The 477-nt window shown below is 48.4% G+C and carries 1 protein-coding gene; it reads right to left on the bottom strand.

Going from position 1 to position 477, the window contains the following annotated elements; translation table 11 throughout:
- Positions 1 to 477, bottom strand: a 477-nt coding sequence (locus ACTHTY_RS11735) for a hypothetical protein (protein ID WP_440367803.1), incomplete at both ends; no start/stop codon positions are given.

Raw genomic sequence — 477 nt, 5'->3', positions numbered from 1 at the left:
ATTGAATATTATGGAAAAATTCAGCAACATTGCGCAATTGAAAGACAGCGGTTTGAACTTTCCTTTTCCCCTTTTTCCCCTTTTTGCCTTCTTCTCTCCTCCTTCCTCTTCTCCTTTTCTTTCTTCCTCTTTTTCCCTTCTCCTTTTTTCCTCTTTTTTTTCCCTCTTCTTTTCTCCTCTTTCCCTTTTTCTTCCCCCTTTTTCCCCTTCCTTCCTTTTTCCCCTCCCCCCTTTTTCCCCCTTCCCCTCTTTTTCCTCCTTTTCCCCCTTCTCTCCCCCCTCCCCCCTCTTTTTCTTCCCCTTCTTCTCCTTCCCCTCCTTCCCCCCTCCTTCCCTCTCCTCTCTTCCCTCCCCCCTCTCCTCCTCCCCCTTCTCCCTCCTCTTCTCCCCCTCTCTTTCTCTTTCCCTTTCTCTTCTCCCTCTCTTCCTCTTCCTCCTCCTCTTCTCTTTTCTCTCTCTTTTTTCTCCTTCTCCTTC

This window comes from Neisseria sp. P0019.S002 (genome assembly GCF_051957155.1).
Taxonomy (GTDB): domain Bacteria; phylum Pseudomonadota; class Gammaproteobacteria; order Burkholderiales; family Neisseriaceae; genus Neisseria; species Neisseria perflava.
This window is presented reverse-complemented; position numbering and strand designations above follow the sequence as displayed.